At 68.9% G+C, this 16485-nt stretch carries 16 protein-coding genes; 8 read left to right on the top strand and 8 right to left on the bottom strand.

Annotated features, from left to right (window positions below; translation table 11 throughout):
• Position 1: 1 nt before the first annotated feature.
• The 3 genes from HHL11_RS05885 to HHL11_RS05875 are packed head-to-tail and all read right to left on the bottom strand — an operon-like array spanning position 2 to position 3141.
• Positions 2–814 carry a carbohydrate ABC transporter permease gene (locus HHL11_RS05885; RefSeq protein WP_169417491.1) on the bottom strand — a complete coding sequence of 271 codons (813 nt, stop codon included), beginning with the start codon at positions 812–814 and terminating at the stop codon, positions 2–4.
• Complete coding sequence (locus HHL11_RS05880) at positions 811–1716, bottom strand: carbohydrate ABC transporter permease (protein WP_169417490.1); 906 nt, start codon at positions 1714–1716, stop codon at positions 811–813. The genes HHL11_RS05885 and HHL11_RS05880 overlap by 4 nt, the downstream gene beginning before the upstream one ends.
• A 24-nt stretch (positions 1717–1740) precedes the next feature.
• The gene (locus tag HHL11_RS05875) at positions 1741–3141 is read right to left on the bottom strand and encodes an ABC transporter substrate-binding protein (protein ID WP_169417489.1); all 1401 of its coding nucleotides are present in this window, start codon (positions 3139–3141) and stop codon (positions 1741–1743) included.
• Positions 3142–3302: 161 nt separating this feature from the next.
• On the opposite strand from HHL11_RS05875, the gene HHL11_RS05870 reads away from it, so the two are divergent.
• The 6 genes from HHL11_RS05870 to HHL11_RS34910 all read left to right on the top strand — a co-directional run bounded on the left by HHL11_RS05870 (position 3303) and on the right by HHL11_RS34910 (position 8388).
• Complete coding sequence (locus HHL11_RS05870; protein WP_169417488.1) at positions 3303–4022, top strand: FCD domain-containing protein; 720 nt, start codon at positions 3303–3305, stop codon at positions 4020–4022.
• Positions 4023–4036: 14 nt separating this feature from the next.
• Positions 4037–5113, top strand: coding sequence for an ABC transporter ATP-binding protein (locus HHL11_RS05865; protein WP_169417487.1), 1077 nt, complete (start codon positions 4037–4039; stop codon positions 5111–5113).
• A gap of 7 nt (positions 5114–5120) precedes the next feature.
• Positions 5121–5771 carry a 2-dehydro-3-deoxy-6-phosphogalactonate aldolase gene (locus HHL11_RS05860; protein WP_169417486.1) on the top strand — a complete coding sequence of 217 codons (651 nt, stop codon included), beginning with the start codon at positions 5121–5123 and terminating at the stop codon, positions 5769–5771.
• Entirely contained in the window at positions 5768–6916 is a 1149-nt protein-coding gene (dgoD, locus tag HHL11_RS05855; RefSeq protein ID WP_169417485.1) for a galactonate dehydratase, read from the top strand. Before HHL11_RS05860 ends, dgoD begins: the two co-directional genes overlap by 4 nt.
• On the top strand, positions 6910–7827 hold the full coding sequence (locus HHL11_RS05850; protein WP_169417484.1) for a 2-dehydro-3-deoxygalactonokinase: 918 nt from the start codon (positions 6910–6912) through the stop codon (positions 7825–7827). Before dgoD ends, HHL11_RS05850 begins: the two co-directional genes overlap by 7 nt.
• A gap of 153 nt (positions 7828–7980) precedes the next feature.
• Positions 7981–8388 (top strand): septal ring lytic transglycosylase RlpA family protein, encoded by a 408-nt coding sequence (locus HHL11_RS34910; protein ID WP_169417483.1) that lies wholly within the window; start codon positions 7981–7983, stop codon positions 8386–8388.
• Positions 8389–8391: 3 nt separating this feature from the next.
• Here the strand turns inward: HHL11_RS34910 and HHL11_RS05840 are convergent, their stop codons facing one another.
• From HHL11_RS05840 to HHL11_RS05820, 5 genes are all read right to left on the bottom strand, one after another.
• A complete protein-coding gene (locus tag HHL11_RS05840; RefSeq protein ID WP_169417482.1) occupies positions 8392–9444 on the bottom strand; it encodes a ketopantoate reductase family protein in 1053 nt (350 codons plus the stop codon).
• Between the two features lie 12 nt (positions 9445–9456).
• Entirely contained in the window at positions 9457–10284 is an 828-nt protein-coding gene (locus tag HHL11_RS05835) for an IclR family transcriptional regulator (protein ID WP_169417481.1), read from the bottom strand.
• Positions 10268–11140, bottom strand: coding sequence for an amidohydrolase family protein (locus HHL11_RS05830; RefSeq protein WP_169417480.1), 873 nt, complete (start codon positions 11138–11140; stop codon positions 10268–10270). Before HHL11_RS05830 ends, HHL11_RS05835 begins: the two co-directional genes overlap by 17 nt.
• Positions 11141–11148: 8 nt before the next feature.
• Positions 11149–12135, bottom strand: coding sequence for a Bug family tripartite tricarboxylate transporter substrate binding protein (locus HHL11_RS05825; RefSeq protein ID WP_169417479.1), 987 nt, complete (start codon positions 12133–12135; stop codon positions 11149–11151).
• A 121-nt stretch (positions 12136–12256) separates the two neighbouring features.
• Positions 12257–12916 (bottom strand): TetR/AcrR family transcriptional regulator, encoded by a 660-nt coding sequence (locus tag HHL11_RS05820; RefSeq protein WP_169417478.1) that lies wholly within the window; start codon positions 12914–12916, stop codon positions 12257–12259.
• A 96-nt stretch (positions 12917–13012) separates the two neighbouring features.
• Between HHL11_RS05820 and HHL11_RS05815 the strand changes: the two genes are divergently transcribed.
• Both HHL11_RS05815 and HHL11_RS05810 read left to right on the top strand, forming a co-directional pair.
• Positions 13013–14830, top strand: coding sequence for a tannase/feruloyl esterase family alpha/beta hydrolase (locus tag HHL11_RS05815; protein WP_169417477.1), 1818 nt, complete (start codon positions 13013–13015; stop codon positions 14828–14830).
• Positions 14831–14848: 18 nt separating this feature from the next.
• The gene (locus HHL11_RS05810) at positions 14849–16480 is read left to right on the top strand and encodes a carboxylesterase/lipase family protein (protein WP_169417476.1); all 1632 of its coding nucleotides are present in this window, start codon (positions 14849–14851) and stop codon (positions 16478–16480) included.
• Positions 16481–16485 lie beyond the last annotated feature (5 nt).

Raw genomic sequence — 16485 nt, 5'->3', positions numbered from 1 at the left:
TTCAGCCCTTCACCGCGCCGGCGGTCAGGCCGCTCACCAGGTAGCGGCGCACCATCAGCGAGAACACCAGCACCGGCGCCATCACCAGCGAGCCGCCGGCGGCGATCTTGCCCCACTCCCAGCCTTCGTAGTTCATGAAGTTCACCACCGCCACCGGCGCGGTGCGCGCGTCGGTGCGGGTGAGGATCAGCGCGAAGAAGAAGTCGTTCCAGGCGTACAGGAAGCACAGGATGGCGGTGGCGGCAATGCCCGCGGTCGCCATCGGCATGACGATCTCCAGGAACACCGTCGGGAAGCCCGCGCCGTCCATCAACGCTGCTTCTTCCAGCGAAGCCGGCACGGCGTCGAAGAAGGGCTGCATCATCCAGATGACGAGCGGCAGGTTGAAGGTCATGTAGATGATGATCAGCCCGGTGCGCGTGTCCAGCAGGCCCAGGTAGCGGTAGGCCAGGAAGAAGGGGATGGTGAACGCGATCGGGGGCGCCATCCGCGTCAGCAGGATGGACAGGCCCAGGCCGAAGCGGCCGCGGCCGCTCCAGCGCGAAAGCGCATAGGCCGCCGGCACCCCGAGCAGCAGCGCCAACGCCGTCGACACGGTGCTCGTCACCAGGCTGTTGACGAAGGACGCAGGGAACTCGCCGTTCCACAGCCCGCGGTAGTGTTCCAGCGTCGGCATGAACACCATGCGCGGCGGGAACTCCAGGATCATGTCCGTGGGCTTGAAGGACATCTGCAGCAGCCACAGGAAGGGCAGCAGCATCACGAGCAGCAGCAGCGGCACGGCCCACGCCGTGTAATGGAAAGGACGCTTCATTCCTGGTTCTGCAGTTTGCCGTTCAGCCGCATGGCGAGCCAGCTGATGACGACGGTAAAGGCGAGCAGCACCACGGTGACCGCGCTCGAATAGCCCAGCTCGCCGTAGTTGAAGGCCAGCAGGTAGGCGTAGTAGTTGGTGACTTCCGTGACCGAGCCCGGGCCACCGCCCGTCAGCAGGAAGATCAGCGGGAAGGCCTTGATGCTGTCGATGACGCGGAACAGCGTGCACACCACCAGCACCGGCGCGATGTAGGGCAGCACGATGTGCTGGAAGATCCGCGGGCCGTTGGCGCCGTCCATGCGGGCGGCTTCGACGTATTCGCCCGGCAGCGTCTGCAGCGACGCCAGCACCATCAGGAAGGTGAAGGGCGCCCACTCCCAGGTGTCGGCGACGACGATGGACGCCAGCGCGAAGTCCGCGTTCGACGTGAACGCCGGCAGCATGAAGCCCAGCGCCTTGGCGGTGTGGAAGATGGGGCTGATGTCCGGCGTGTACACCAGCTTCCAGATGACGGCCACCACGATGGGCGGCAGCACCATCGGGATCACGAACAGGTGGCGCAGCGACTTCCAGCGCTCCTGCCCGGCGTGCACCAGCATCGCCATGCCGGTGCCCAGGATCACCTGCAGGATCACCGTGTAGACCGACAGGCGCGCCTGCACCAGCAGCGACTCGTGGAAGCGCTTGTCTTCCATGAGGTAGCGGTAGTTGCCCAGGGGCTCGCTGAAGTCGGTCAGCGAGCCGGCCTGCACCAGGGTGCCGGGCGTGAGGCTCGTGACCAGCAGGAACACCGTGGGCAATCCGGCCACCAGCAGCAGCAGGATGACGCTGGGCGAAATGGCCCAGCGCGTGAAGCGGCGGCGCTGGCCCTCGTAGGAAAGGGCGTGGGCAGCAGGCATGCGTCTGTCTTCCTTGCTCTCGCTTTACACCTTGGAGCCGGCCGGGCGATGGCGGCCCGCCGGGCCACCTTCGCCGCCGGGCACCGCGCCGGCGCGGCGCAGCGCGTCCAGCGCGGCTTCCTGCGCCGCCTTCATGGAATCGGCCGCCTTCATCTGGCCCGACACCACGCGCTCCACGCCCTTGTTGATGGCGTCGCCCACCAGCGGGAACTCCTTGACCGTGCGGTAGGCCATGTAGTTGCGCGTCTTCGCGGGCTGGTCCAGCACGTCCAGGTACAGCTTGCCGAGGTCCTGGCCGTTGATGGTGTTGATCTTCTTGTAGTCGGCGCTCTCGATGATGGAGCGGCGGCAGATCGACGAGTGGCCGGTGTCCTTGACGATGCGGGCGCTGATCTCGGGGCTGAGCGCCCACTTGATGAACTCCCAGGCCGCTTCCTTGTTCTTGGCGTTCTTGGGAATGCCCAGGCCCTGGCTGTTGGAAGCCGGGAAGTCGCCCTTGGGGCCGGCCGGCATGCGCGTGACCAGCGCCGTGTCCTTCACCTTGCTCTCGGGCGCGGTCAGCATGGCCGTCACCCAGGAACTGGAGTGGATGAAGATGTTGGAGCGGCCGCCGATCAGCGCGGCGCGCGCCTGGTCTTCGGTGTAGCCCAGCACGCCTTGCGGGCTGTACTTGGCGAGCAGGCGGCTGTAGAAGTCGGTCGCCTCGATGGCGGCCGGCGTGTCCAGCGCAGGCGTGATGTTGGACGGCGGGTTCACGAACACGTCGCCGCCGAAGCCTTGCATGTACGGGGGCAGGAACCAGTGGTGCAGGTTGGAGCTGACGAAGCCGGTGACGTCTTCCTTGCCGTGGATGGCTTCGGCCACCTTGCCCAGTTCGTCGAAGGTGGTCGGCACCTTCTGGCCGTATTTCTTCATCAGGTCCATGCGGCTGATGCCCATGAGCATGGCGCCGCCTTCCCACGAGTAGCCGTAGGTGCGGCCGTTGGCGCCCACGTAGGGCAGCTGCGCGCCCTTGACGAAGTCGTCCGGCTTCCAGCTGGCGGGCGTGTACTTGGCGTCGTGCGCGAAGGTGTCCAGATCCTGCAGCAGGCCGGCGGCCACCCAGCGGGCCGCGAAGATGAAAGTGACGTTGCAGAAGTCCCAGGAGCTGCCGCCGCTGGACAGCTCCAGGTCGGCCTGCTGGTTGTAGATGGGGAAGGCCGAGACCTGCAGGTCCACCGTCATGCCGGTGGCCTGCTCGAATTCGGGGATGTACTTCTTCAGGTGGTTGAAGAAGCCGTGCTGGTAGGTGGCGCCGCGCAGCTTCACGCCGGCGAACTTCATGCTCTGGGCGATGGCGGGGAAGGCCAGGCCGGCGCCGGCCAGGGCGGCGGTGGCGCCAGCGGCCTGCAGGAGCTGGCGGCGGGTAGGAGCGACGGAGCGCATGGATGTGACCTCTTGGTTGATGTTCGAGGGGAAGGCGAGCGAGGATATGTCAGACAATTAGAGTGACTTATTGGGAATTACCCGTAACAATCTTAAGTGGGACTCCACTTAGACTCTCTTCCTCTTTGCATATATTGTCTGACTAATAAGGAACGACCCCAGTGCCTCCTCCCCCGTCATCGCAGGGCGGCCGCCGCGGCGGCGATTCGGTCGCGGACGTCATCGCGCGCAGCGTCGTGCGCGGCGACTGGGCCGAAGGCGAAGTCATTCCCACCGAGCTGGAACTGGCCGAGTCGCTGGCGGTGGCGCGCACCTCGGTGCGCGAAGCGCTGGGCCAGCTGAAGGCCAAGGGCATGCTGGTGTCGCGGCCCAAGACCGGCACGCGCGTGCTGCCGCGCGTGCAATGGAACATGCTGGACGAAGACGTGCTGCGCTGGTGCTGGGCCGACGGCGATCGCGGAAGCACGGCGCTGCACCTGATCCAGCTGCGGCGCATCGTCGAACCGGCCGCCTGCGAGATCGCGGCGGCTTCCGCCTCGGACACCGACATCGCGACGATCGAGCGCGCCTACCGCGCGATGGACGCCGCCGGCATGGACGCGGTGGCTTACGCCGGGCCCGACCTGGAGTTCCACCGCGCGATCCTGCTGGCCACCGGCAACCCCTTCCTCATCTCACTGGGCGCGACCATCGAGTCGGCGCTGCAGTCGTCGTTCGAACTGTCGTCGCGCCAGCCCGGCGCGCCGCGCAAGAGCCTGCCCATGCACCGCGAGGTGCTGGACGCGATCTGGGCCCGCAAGCCCGCCGAAGCCCGCAACGCCATGGAGCGGCTGCTGGGCGCCACCGAATCCAACATCCAGCGCGGCCTGAAGGCCAGCTGATTCCACCGAGACCCATGGCCGACATCCAGCTCCACTCCATCGCCAAGCGCTTCGGCGACGTCGAGGTCATCCCCAACCTCGACCTCACCATGCCGCACGGCAAGTTCACCGTGCTCCTGGGCCCGTCGGGCTGCGGCAAGTCCACCTTGCTGCGCATGATCGCGGGCCTCGAGACGCCCACCGAAGGCGAGGTGCGCGTCGGCGGCCGCGTCGTCAACGACGTGCCGCCGGCCGACCGCGGCTGCGCGCTGGTGTTCCAGAACTACGCGCTGTACCCGCACAAGACGGTGCGCCACAACCTGGCCTTCCCGCTGCGCATGGCCAAGGTGCCGGCCGCCGAACAGGAGCAGCGCGTCACCGAGATCGCGAAGGTGCTGGAACTGACGCCGCTGCTCGATCGCTACCCGCGCCAGCTCTCCGGCGGCCAGCGCCAGCGCGTGGCCATGGGCCGCGCGATGATCCGTCGGCCCGAGGTGTTCCTGTACGACGAGCCACTGTCCAACCTGGACCTCGAGTTGCGCGTGCGCCTGCGCCTGGAGATCGCGCGCACGCAGCGCGCGCTGGGTTCGACCGCGGTGTACGTCACGCACGACCAGACCGAAGCGATGACGCTGGCGGACCAGATCGTCGTGCTGCGCAAGGGCCGCATCGAGCAGGTCGGCGCGCCGCTGGAGCTGTATCGCCGTCCCGCCAACCTGTTCGTCGCCGGGTTCATCGGCACGCCGCGCATCAACCTGTTCAAGGTGGACGCCAGCGAGCCGGCCGGCGAAGGCACGCGCCTGAAGATCGGCGAACTGTCGGTGTTCGTGCCGCGCCGCTTCACCGCGCCGGTCGCCACGCTGGGCTTCCGGCCCGAGCAGGTGCGCCTCGGCAGCCCCAGCGCGGGCGAAGTGGGCTTCGCGCTGGCCGATTGCGAGACGCAGGCCGTCGAGCATCTCGGCGACCGCGCTTTCTGCTACCTGCGTTCGGCCCTGGGAGAATTGGTGGTGCTGGCCCCCGGCGCGGAAGACCGGCTCGAAGGCACGCTACCCTTGGCGGTAGACGCCGGCGCGCTGCACTTCTTCGATGCGCAGGAGCAGGCGCTGCACTGAGGCTGCCATGAACACTTTCGCCCCCGACTCCTGGCCCACCGCCCTGCCGCTGGTGGCCATCCTGCGCGGCATCGAAGCCCGCGAAGCCGCTGCACACGCGCACGCGCTGCTCGATGCCGGCTTCGATTGCATCGAGGTGCCGACCAATTCGCCGAACTGGGCCGACAGCGTGCGCACCATCGTGCAAGTGGCCGGCCAGCGCGCCGTGGTCGGCGCCGGCACCGTGCTCGATGCGGCGCACCTCGCCGCCTTGCTGCAGGCCGGCGGCCGCATGGCCATCTCACCGCACACCGACACGGCCTTGATCGCCGACGCCGCGGCGCGCGGCCTGTTCGTGCTGCCCGGCGCCATGACGGCCAGCGAAGTATTCGCCGCCCGCAAGGCCGGCGCCCACGCCGTCAAGCTGTTCCCCGCCGGCAACCTGGGCCCGGCCTACGTGAAGGCCTTGCGCGCGGTGCTGCCGCCCGCCCTGCCCTTGCTGGCCGTGGGCGGCGTCACGCCCGCCAACCTCGGCGATTTCCTGGCGGCCGGCTGCGCCGGCGCCGGCCTGGGCAGCGACCTGTACCGCCCCGGCCAATCCGCCCAAGACACCGGCGCTCGCGCGCGCGATTTCGTCGCCGCCTTCCGGGCCGCGCGTCCCCAACGACAGACACCATGAAGATCACCCGCCTCACCACTTTCCGCGTGCCCCCGCGCTGGATGTTCCTGAAGATCGAGACCGACGAGGGCATCACCGGCTGGGGCGAACCCGTCATCGAAGGCCGCGCCCGCACCGTCGAAGCGGCGGTGCACGAACTGTCCGAGTACCTGGTGGGCCAGGACCCGCGCAGCATCAACGACCTGTGGCAGGTGATGTACCGCGGCGGCTTCTACCGCGGCGGCCCCATCCTCATGAGCGCCATCGCGGGCATCGACCAGGCCCTGTGGGACATCCTCGGCAAGTCGATGAACCGGCCCGTCTACGCGCTGCTGGGCGGCCGCCTGCGCGATCGCATGAAGACCTATTGCTGGGTCGGCGGCGATCGCCCCGGCGAAATCGTGGAAGGGATCCACCGCGCCCGCGCGATGGGCTTCGACACCGTCAAGATGAACGGCACCGAGGAATTCGCGCGGGTCGAAAGCCACGCCGCGGTCGACCGCGCGTTGGAGAAGTTCGCACTGATCCGCAGCACCTTCGGCAACACGGTGGACTTCGGCATCGACTTCCATGGCCGCGTCTCATTGCCGATGGCGAAAGTGCTGCTGCGCGAACTGGAGCCGCTGCGGCCGCTGTTCGTCGAAGAGCCCGTGCTGGCGGAGCACTGCGAACAGTACGCGAAGCTGGCGGAACACACCGCGATCCCGCTGGCGGCCGGCGAGCGCATGTTCTCGCGCCCCGAGTTCAAGCGCGTGTTCGAAGCCGGTGGCATTTCCATCCTGCAGCCCGACGTCTCGCATGCGGGCGGTATCACCGAGTGCGTGCGCATCGCCGCGATGGCGGAGGCGTACGACGTGGCCCTGGCGCCGCACTGCCCGCTGGGCCCGGTGGCGCTGGCCGCCTGCCTGCAGGTGGACCTGGTCTCGCACAACGCGGTGTTCCAGGAACAGAGCATGGGCATCCACTACAACCAGGGCGCGGAACTGCTGGACTACGTGAGCAACCCGGAAGACTTCCGCGTGAAGGACGGTTTCGTCGCCGCCAGCGAGAAGCCCGGCCTGGGCGTGGAGATCGACGAGGAGCGCGTCGTCGCGGCCAGCCGCAATGCACCCGATTGGCGCAACCCCGTGTGGCGCCACGCGGACGGAAGCGTCGCCGAATGGTAGGCAAGCCCGCGCTGCTGGCGCTCGATTGGGGCAGCACGTCGCTGCGCGCTTTCCTGATGGATGGCGCGGGCGCCGTGCTCGCGGAGCGCGCCAGCGAGGACGGCGCTTCGCGCATCACCGGTGGCGCGGAGGCCTTCGAGCAGGCGCTGCGTCGCGTGGCCGGTGAATGGCTGCAGCCGGACCTGCCGGTTTGGGCCTGCGGAATGGTCGGCAGCCAGCATGGCTGGCGCGAGGCGCCCTATGCGGAGTGCCCGGTGGCTTTGCAGGAGCTGAGTCGCGGTGCCGTTAGAGCCGATGGCTCGGAAGGCCTGCGCGTTCGCATCGTGCCGGGCGTCTGCTGGCGTTCGGGCCAGGATGGCGCCGACGTGATGCGCGGCGAGGAGATCCAGGTGGCCGGCCTGCTGGCGACGCAGCTGTCGCTGGCAGCGCGCTGCCGGATCGTCCTGCCCGGCACGCACTCCAAGTGGGTCGAGGTGCGCGATGGCCGCATCCTGTCCTTCCGCACCTTCATGACCGGCGAGCTGTTCGCGGTCTTGAAGCAGCACTCGGTGCTGGGACGCTTGATGGCTTCATCGACGACCTTCCACGCCGAGGCCTTCGATGAGGGACTGACACGCGCGCGCATGGCCGCAGGCCGCGGCTTGTCTGGCGACCTGTTCTCGACGCGCGCGCGCGTCCTGCTCGGCCAGTTGCAGGCCGAGCACAGTGCCGACTACCTGTCGGGGCTTCTGGTCGGACACGAACTCGCCGCCGCATTGCCTGCAACGGATGCCGACGAGCCGCTGGCCCTGATCGGCGATCCGGCGCTGTGCGCGCGCTACGCCCACGCCTTGCAGGCCTTCGGCCGGCCCGCGGCGGCGGTAGCGGGCAACACTGCGCCGCAAGGCTTGTGGGCACTGGCCTGCGCGTAGCGACCTCGCCACGGCCTCGCTTCGGAATGTGTAACGTTGCCGAATGCGAACACCAAGGGTGTAACCGCGCTCCAGGCCTTAGCGCGAAAGCATTCGGTCGGGCCCCCCCGCACCTTTTAAAATGCCGCCCATGACCACTCCAGCCCTTCCCGAGTGAAGGCGGCCCTGCTCGGCGCCGCCTTGCTGCTGGCCGCCCTGGCCGGACCCGCAAACGCGCAGGAGGCGGACGCGCCGCAAGCGGACCCGCCCGAGATCGTGCAGCCGCAGGACGTCGAACTCGAACACGGCGTCGCCACCTGGTACGGCGCGAAGTTCCATGGCCGGCGCACGTCGAACGGCGAGCGCTTCAACATGAATGAAATGACGGCGGCGCACCCCACGCTGCCCTTCGGCACGAAGGTGCTGGTGCGCAACATCGCGAACGGCAAGGAAGTGGTGGTTCGCATCAACGACCGCTTGCCGGGCCTGCGCGGCCGCATCATTGACCTGAGCCGCGCAGCCGCCACGGCCCTCGGCATCCTGAAGGCGGGCGCGGCGCAGGTGGTGCTGGTCGAACGCTGAGCGTCAGTCGACGATCGCGTTCAGCAACTCCGGGCTCGGGGCGAGTTCGCCCTTCTCGATGCGCTTGATGACGTCGTTGACGCGCCGGTGGTAGCGCACGTCGACGCCCAGCGCCTCGCCGCGGCGCGCGACCAGGCCGTTGATGAACTCGGTCTCGGTGCGGCGCCCCCGCTGGATGTCCTGCCCCATCGAAGGCCGCTGCGCGTCGGTGCGTGAGTTGGCCACCTCGAGGATCATGCGCGTGATCTCGGCATGCGCGCCGGCGTCTTCGTCGGCGCGCGCCAGCAGGTCCAGGTCGAGGCCGCCCACCGGTTCCAGCGCCAGCCCCATCGCGCGGCCGACCCGGATACAGGAACTGCCCAGGCGCACCGTCAGCTCACGGGCGACTTCGTTCGTGTCCCGCTGCTTGCCTGTCATGCCGGTCAGCGCGCAGACGCCATTGCGCATGGCATTGATCGTCAGCTTGGACCAGCGCTCGCCCCAGAGATTGGTGGTGACCTTGCAGGTATCGCCATGCGCCAGCAGTTCGGCGAGCAGGCGTGCGCGCGGCGTCACCTGCCCGTGCAGTTCGCCCACGCGCAGGCCGGCCTTCTTGTCGTCGCCCAGCGGCGAATTGCGGACGATGCAGGCGGGCTCCACCAATTCCGCCGCCAGCGCGCTCACCGAGCAGCCCAGGGTGCGCTGCCAGCCGGCGATGGCCGCGATCGTCTCTTCGTTGATGCCGTTCTGCAGCGAGACCACGCAGCCGGTGGGCGCCAGGTAGGGCAGCACCAGCTGGGTCGCCCATTCGGTGTCGTAGGCCTTGACGGCGATGAAGGCGACGTCGAAAGGCTGCTCGCGCACCAGTTGGGGAACGTCGCTCACGTGCAGCGCCCGGACCTTCGCATGCACCGAGCCGGCGCCGTTCATGCCGCGCACGCTGAGGCCGCGCTCGCGCATCGCCTGCACGTGCTCCGGCCAGGCGTCGACCAGCACCGCATCCACCCCCGCGCTGGTCAGGTGGGCTCCCACATAGCCGCCGACCGCTCCCGCGCCGACGATACAGACTCTCGTCATCGTTCCTGCTCCTTAGTCCCGGAATCGGCGCGCGTCGGCGCCCAGTGTTTCAGCTTCCTTCAGCAGCTCCGCATGCAATTGCGGCACCTGCTGCTCTCCGTACAGTTCGGGCGTTCCCAGCAGCGCGATCGCGGCGAAGGCTGCGCCGGCGCCGTCGCGCACCGGGACGCCGAAGGCGTGGATGCCCGGCACCACGTCGCCCAGGTTCACGCCGAAGCCATGGCGGTCGGAACGCTCGCGCATGCGCTGCAAGGCCTCCAGCCGGCCACTGCCGCAACGCCCGACTTCCTGCGCCACGTTGTCCGCCAGCACGGCCCGCGCCTCGGCGGGCGCCAGCGCCTGCAGGACGGCGACGCCACCCGCCGCGGTAAAGAGCGGCCGCCGCGTGCCCGGGTACAGCACCGACCCCGTGAGCGGCAGCGCGCCCACGCGCACGCTGCACACGTATTCGTTGCCGCTTCGCAGCAGCAGCAAGGCGATGCCACCCATGCGGCGGGCGAAAGCAGCCAGTAGCGTCTCCGCACGCCGCTGGAACTGCACATGACCAGGCAATGCCTGCCCCAGTTCGAACATCAGCGGGCCGGGCAGGTAGTGCCGGTCGCTCGCGCGCTGCTCCACCAGCCGCTCCTCCACCAGGCAGGCCAGCATGCGGTGGACGGTGCCCCGATCGAGCTCGCAGGCCACGGCCAGGTCGGACAGGCGCCAGCCGAACTGCGGGCGCGCGGCCACCGTGCGCATCACCTTGACGAGGCGGGCGATGCTGCGCGTGCCGGGCCGCTCGCTGCTGCCTTCGGCCGGCACCTGCAGCAGCTCCGACAGCAGGTCAGCGCCCGAAGCCATACAGCCGCTCGGGGTTGGCCACGAAGACCTGTTGCAGATGCTCGCGGCTGTCCAGCCATCCCGCCAGCGAGGCGAGCACGTGGCGCAAGTCGACGTCATGCGGCGGGCAGACGTCCTCCGGCCGCGGGCGCACGCCCGGCTGCGGATGCGGCCAGTCGCTGCCCCACAGCATGCGCTCCGGGTTGGCGCGCAGGAACAGGCGGGTCAGCGGCTCCAGGTCCGCGTAGTCCTGCTCGCTCGCGCAGCGGTAGGGCGCCGACAGCTTGACGTAGGCCTTGCCGGCTTCCACCAGCCGCAGCACTTCGGGCAGGCCCTGCTGCTGCAAACCGAGGCGCGCGTGGGCGCCGGCATAGTGGTCGAACACCAGCGGCACGCCCAGCGAGTGCAGCAGCTCGCTGCAGGCGCCGAGCAAGGGCAGGTTGGCGAAGACCTGCACATGCCAGCCCAGCGGACCGACGCGCTCGGCGACCTCGCGCAACCAGCGCGAAGCCTTGCGCGTGTCGGTCTCTCCATCCACCTCCAGGTTGACGCGCACGCCGCGCACACCGGCGGTGGCCAGCTCGCGCAGTTGCTGCGACGACGTGCCCCCGTCGATGACGGCCACACCGCGCGCCCGTTGCGGCCCTAGCACCTGCAGCGCCTGCAAGGTCGCGGCGTTGTCCGCGCCGTACACGCTGGGCTGCACGATCACCACCCGCGCGATGCCGAGCGCGTCGTGCAGCTTCACCAGGTCTTCGATCGACGCCGGCGGCGGCGTGTAGCGGCGCCCCGGCCAGAAGGGGTAGGCCTGCGCGGCCAGGAAGACGTGCGTGTGGCAGTCGCAGGCGCCGGCGGGCAGTTCGACTTGCATGTCCATGGCCAGCGTCATTCGAGCTGGATGTTGGCCTTCTGCACCACGTTGTCCCAGCGTGCTTCGTCCTCGACGATGCGCGCGTGGACCTGCGCCGGCGTCGCGGGGGGCGACATCTCGACGCCGCCGACCGACTTCACCTTCTCGTAGAAGGCCTTGCTGGCGATCACCTTGTTGGCGGCGGCGTTGAGCCGGTTCAGCACGTCGGCGGGCATCTGCTTCGGGCCGAGCAGCACGAACTTGACGGTCGCCTTGAAGCCGCGCAGCCCGCCTTCGTCCATGGTCGGCAGGTCCGGGTAGTCCGGATCGCGCTTGTCGGCGGCCAGGCCGAACACCTTCAGCTTGCCGCTCTTCACGAACTCCATCGCGCCCGTGGGCAGGAAGGCGAAGGTGATGCGGTCCGTCATCAGGTCCAGCTGCACCTGGTTGCCGCCCTTGTAGGGGACGTGCAGCGTCTTCACGCCGATTTCCTTGTTGAACATCTCCGCCATCAGGTGGATCGGCGTCGCGATGCCGGAGGAGCCGTAGGAGACCTTGGACGGATCGGCCTTCACCATGGCGATGAAGTCCTTCAGCGAGTTCGCCTGCACGTTGGGCGAGGTCACCAGGATGAAGCCGATGGAGAGCAGGTCCGCCACCGGCGCGAAGTCGCGCAGGCCGCTGTACGGCAGTTGCGCGCGCAGCGAAGGCGCCACCACGGCGGGCAGGTTGGCAAAGAACAGCGTGTAGCCGTCGGCGGGGGCGCGGGCGACGAAGGCGCCGGCGATCGTCTGGTTGGCGCCCGGGCGGTTGTCCACGATCACGGTCGTGTTCAGCACCTGCCCGAAATCGGCCGCGAAGGCCCGCGCCGCGACATCGGTTGGACTGCCGGCCACGAAGGGCACGACCAGCGTGATCGGCTTGGCGGGGAAGGACTGGGCCAGCGCGGGCTGCAGGGCCGCGCCCAGGGTCAAGGCGGCCAGCGCGCGCAGCGCCACCCGCCTCACATGGGAAATGCTCATGGTGTCTCCGTTGGTTTTTCGTGTCTCGCGTACAGGATAGGAAGCGCGAAAACCAGCGTCCAGTCCGCGGCCGGCGGCCGTTTCAAGCCATGAACTTTTTGTCTGGCGCGGCCCGGCCCCGCTACGGCGCGAGGTAGCGCAGCACCACTTCCGCCGCCATCCTGCGCGTGCGCGCGAGCTGCGACTCGCTGCCCAGGTCGCGGCCGAAGATCAGCCCGAAAGTGTGGCGGTTCGACACGTTGAAGATGCCGATCGACACCATCAGCTGGTGCAGGTCGAGCGGGTCCACGCCCTTGCGGAACGCGCCTTCGCGCTGGCCGCGCTCCAGCACCGAGCGCGTGCGCGCCAGGTTGTGGGTGCCGCGGTCGCGCACCACCTCGGACTGGCGCAGGTAGGCGCCTTCCAGCTGGTTCTCCACCGCCACCAGCGCGACGAAGGTCGGGTTCTGCGCATAGAAGTCGATGCGGAACTCGACCAGCTTGCGCATGGCCTGCAGCGGCTCGAGCCGTTCGACGTCCAGCGCCATCTCGGCGGCGTTGATGCCGCGGTAGGCCTCTTCGAGGGTCGCGATGTACAGGCCCTCGCGGCCGCCGAAGTAGTAATAGACCATGGCGCGCGTGATGCCGGCGGCGCGCGCGATGGTCTCCAGGCTGGCGCCGCGCAGGCCGTGGCCCGCGAATTCGGTGGCCGCGGCGGCGAGGAGCGCGCTGCGATTCAGTTCCTGCTCGCCGGCGGACTCGGCGGGCTTTGCCGCGGCGGATGCACTTCGGGAACGGGCCATGGTCCGAGTATGCGCGATGCGCTCCTGCGGGAAATCCCGGACTGGCGGCCGCGTTAACAAGATTGTTAACATGCGCCGAACTTCGGGAGACCACCGATGAAACTGCTGGGCATCTGCTCGCTCGCCTTGTCCGCCGCCCTGCTGGCGGGCTGCGCTTCGCAACCCGCCGCGCGGGCGCCACTCGCCTGCGACGACGGCATCCAGGCGGCCTTCCATCCGGATGCGCAGACGCGCGTCATCGCGGTCCGCCGCATCGCGAAGGGAACGCCCATCACCGCGGTGGACTCGCAGAAGCCGGTGGTCGCCGCGCGCGACATGTGCCTGGTCAAGCTGCTGGTGGGCCCGGGCGCCACGGCGGAAAAGGATGCCAACGCGCGTTCGTACACCGAAGGCATAGGCATGGAGGTGTGGTTGCCCGACGGCTGGAACGAGCGCATCCGCAACTACGGCGGCGGCGGCTGGGTAGGTGGCGGGCATCGCTACCCGGACAAGATCGGCAGCAAGGTCCCGGCGATCGCCATCGCCAACATGGGCTTCGCCTCCGGCACGCACGACGGCGGCCAGCCCTGGTACCAGGACGCGTCCTTTGCCTTCCTCTCCAGCGGCGCGGTCAACCTGGAGAGCATGCAGGACATGAGCCGGCGCGCGATGTACGAGCAGGCCGTGAAGACGCGCTCGCTGGTCGAGGCCTACTACGGGCACGCACCGCGTTACGCCTATTACGACGGCCATTCCACCGGCGGCCGGCAGGGCCTGAAGGTGGCGCAGGAATGGCCCGCGCAGTACGACGGCTACCTCGTCGCCCAGCCGGCGGTCAACGCCTCGCTGTTCGGGTTGGCCGCTCTCTATCCACAGGTGGTGATGCAGTCCGACCTGCACATCTCCGCCCTGGACAAGCCGGCGGCCACGGCCTTCGCCCGCAAGGTGTCGGTGGCCACCGCGCGCGCGGTCGCGAGCTGTGACAAGGAGAAGCTGGGCTACCTGGTGGACGCGCCCGCCTGCGCCTACGACCCCGTGCGCGATGCCGGCATGCTGTGCGCCGGCGTCGCGGGTGAAAGCGTGACCGGCACCAATGCCGACGCCGCCAGCTGCATGTCGGTGGCCGAAGCCCGCGCGCTGGACAAGATCTGGTACGGGCCCACCACCGATGGCAGCTACGACCCGGGGCAGACCCGCGATGGCCGCGCCGGCGTGGTGCTGGGGCCCAAGCAGCTCTGGTGGGGCCACATGCGCGGCACCAACATCACCGGCGGCATCACCAATGCCCGCACCGACATCCTGGCGCTGACGATGCAGGACGTGCGCTATGCCGCCGACGCATCCGCCAATTCGGACGCGCCGATCGTCAACGCGTCTACGCAGGAGCGCAACCGCTGGCACGAACTGAACTACGCCACTTACGCGCAGGCCATGCAGCGCGTGCCCACCATCGCTTTCCTGCGTGAACACCTGGCGGACAAGGCCGACCTCTCCGGCGTGCGCGATGACGGCCGCAAGATGATCCTGTGGAACGGCTGGGCCGACGACGCCATTCCGCCCGCCGGCGCCACGCACTACTACGAGAGCGTCGTGGCCTGGGCCGGCGGCGAAGCGCAGGTGCAGCGCTTCCTGCGCATGTACAACATCCCGGGCATGGCGCACAGCTCGCAAGGCCGCGGCTACACCGTGGCCGGCGCCAACGACACCATCGCCATGCCGGCGCTGCCCGGCGACAACAACCAGCTGCCCACCCGCGAGCAGGACCAGATGTTCAGCGCGCTGCAGGACTGGGTGGAGGGCGGCACCGCGCCCGGCACGATCGTGATCACCTCGCGCGACAAGGGCACCACCTTCCCGATCTGCGTCTACCCGAAGAAAGCGACGTGGAACGGCACGGGGCCGGCGCGCAGCGCTTCTTCGTATTCCTGCCTCTGAGTTTCCCCAGGAGCTTCCATGCGTTCCCTCTTCCTCGGCGCCGCGCTGGCGACCCTCCTGACCGGCCCGCTGCAAGCGCAAATCGTGGCCCAACGCGTGCCGGGCGACCCGGTGCAGATCGACTCCGGCAAGGTCGCGGGCAAGGTGCTGCCCTCCGGCGTGAAGGCGTATTTCGGCATTCCTTTCGCCGCGCCGCCGGTGCGCGAGCTGCGCTGGCGCGACCCGCAGCCGGTAGCGGCCTGGCAAGGCGTCTACAACGCCGACCGCAAGGGGCCGGAATGCATCCAGGTACTGCGCCGCAAGAACCTCAACCACTACTTCGGCGAGGAATCGACCAACGAGGACTGCCTGACCCTCAACGTGTGGGCGCCGCAGAAGGCCCAGGCCGGTGCGAAGCTGCCGGTGGTGGTGTTCTTCTATGGCGGCGGCTACTCGATCGGCTCCAGCGGCTCGGCGCTGTATGACGGCGAGAACGTCGCGAAGCGCGGCGCCGTGTTCGTCAACTTCAACTACCGTCTCGGCATCCTCGGCAACATGGCGCACCCGGAGCTGGCGGCGGAGTCGCCGCACCACAGCTCGGGCGACTACGGCTTCCTCGACCAGGTCGCGGCGCTGCAATGGGTGCAGCGGAACATCGCGCGCTTCGGCGGCGACCCGCGCAACGTCACCATCTCGGGGCAATCGGCCGGCGCTTCTTCCGTGTCTGCGCACACGGCCAGCCCGCTGTCCAAGGGCCTGTTCCACCGCGCCTTCGCCATGAGCGGCACCTTCCTCGACCCCGGCCGGCCGATGATGGGCCGCGCGGAGGCCGAGAAGGTCGGCCTGGAAGTGCAGAAGGCCTCCGGCGCCGCCACCTTGGCCGAGATGCGCAACCTGCCGGCCGACAAGCTGCTGGAGCTGCAGAAGGACTGCCAGCTCGGTTGCGCCGGCACGATCACCGTGCCTCCCATCGTCGATGGCTGGTTCTTGCCCGACACGGTGGCCAACATCTACGCCGCCGGCAAGCAGAACGACGTGCCCGTCCTCGACGGCTTCACGCACGACGAGAGCTCCAACGCGCTGCGCACCGCGGCCAACCTCGACGAGTACCAGGCGACCGCGAAGAAGCTGTTCGGCGACAAGTCCGAACGCTTCCTGCAGCTGTACCCGGCGTCTTCCGACGCCGAGGCCAAGGAGATGGGCAAGACGGCCGCCCGCGAAGGCCTGATCGAACTCGGCGCGCACAGTTGGGCCGCCGCCCACAGCCGCACGGGCAAGGCGCCGTTCTACATGTTCATGTTCTCGCGCGTGCATCCCTTCACGCCGGGCGTGAAGTTCTACGACAACCCGGCGGCCATCGGCGCGTACCACACCTCCGACCTGCCCTACTTCTTCGACACGCTGGATGCGTTCAACATGTTCCGCACGACGCGCGACTGGACGCCCTTCGACCGCGAGCTGTCGGCGCGCATGATGGACAGCCTGCTGGCCTTCGCGCGCACCGGCAATCCCGCCACGCGTGCAACGCCCTGGCCACGCTGGACGCCGGAGCAGCAGCAGCTGGTCGAATTCGGCAACGAGACCCGCGTGCTCGGCGAGAACCGCGAGCGCATGGCTTTCCACACGCCGGACACGCTGACCTCGTCGTCGCCGCGGCTGTCGCGGGACTGAGCCGG

Origin of the sequence: Ramlibacter agri (assembly GCF_012927085.1) — a bacterium.
In the GTDB taxonomy this organism is placed as follows: domain Bacteria; phylum Pseudomonadota; class Gammaproteobacteria; order Burkholderiales; family Burkholderiaceae_C; genus Ramlibacter; species Ramlibacter agri.
Note: the sequence above shows the minus strand (reverse complement) of the source record. Positions and strands in the feature narration are given on the sequence as shown.